Below are 1,044 nucleotides of genomic sequence, written 5' to 3'. Positions count from 1 at the left end.
TTAATTTCTTTTAAGTTAACGCCTAAGCGTAAATCTATGCCGTTTTTACGAATTTCTTCATTAATCATTTGGCTTTCACCGTTGGGTAAAACACCATTCCAAAAGCTATCTTCACGTACTAAAAATGTAACAGGAATATGGCGAGAATGTAACATTTCGGCTAGTTCAATACCAATAAGTCCGCCACCAACAATAACAGCTCTTTTGCAAATGTTGTTGTTAGGAGCATAGGCTTCTAAACGTTCTAAATCTTGTTTGTGGTACAAGCCCATAACGCCTTTTAAATCTTGCCCAGGCCAACCAAATTTATTGGGTTTGCTGCCTGTAGCAATTATAAGTTTATCATAATTCATTTGTTCTTTGTTAGAAAAATGAAGCGTTTTTGATGCGGTTTCAACCCTTTCTACAAATCCTTTTTTAAGTTCAATGCGGTTTTTTTTCCAAAACCAAGGCTCGTAAGGTTGTGTATGTTCAAATTTCATATGCCCCATATAAACATACATAAGTGCTGTACGAGAAAAAAAATAATCTGTTTCGGCAGAGATAATGGTTATTTTTTTGTTAGAAAGTTTTCTAATATGTCTGGCAGCCGTAACCCCAGAAATACCATTGCCAATTATTACAATGTGCTCCATTTTTTTTGAATTATGAGAATTGAGTCGAAACTAAAGATAAGAACTTAATACGGACTTTGAATTTAGAATGGTTTCAAATTACCCTTTGTTTGTAAGGTGTTTGCGTTTATTAAGACGCTAATTTTTTTTCGGGTTTTGTAAGTTAGCTAACATTTTGTTCGACTTACCAGTTGTTACTTTGTCAAAAAAATAAATTTCAAAACATGAAAAAAATACTAATTATAGCACTATTAATGGTAGGTGTAAAAGGAACAGCGCAAACAGCTAATAGCTTTTTTGAAACTGCCAATACATTTTTTAAAACCTATATAAGTAATGGTAAAGTTGCTTATGATAAATTACACAAAAACCCAGAAGATTTAAATAAGGTTATTGCATTAGCACAGGCAGTAAACGTAACTAAAAATAA

Annotated in this window: 1 protein-coding gene and 1 pseudogene; one reads left to right on the top strand and one right to left on the bottom strand. The window is 32.5% G+C overall.

The features are described from left to right. The coding region (locus FUA24_RS05170; RefSeq protein WP_148540301.1) for an NAD(P)/FAD-dependent oxidoreductase at nucleotides 1-635 on the bottom strand (635 nt) is incomplete at its 3' end. Nucleotides 636-838: 203 nt separating this feature from the next. On the opposite strand from FUA24_RS05170, the pseudogene FUA24_RS05165 reads away from it, so the two are divergent. Further along, a pseudogene (locus tag FUA24_RS05165) lies at nucleotides 839-1,044 on the top strand (DUF547 domain-containing protein); the annotation flags it as partial.

The sequence above is a fragment of the Seonamhaeicola marinus genome (assembly GCF_008085455.1).
The sequence above is the reverse complement of the archived record's forward strand: the minus strand, read 5'-3'. Positions and strand labels throughout refer to the sequence as shown.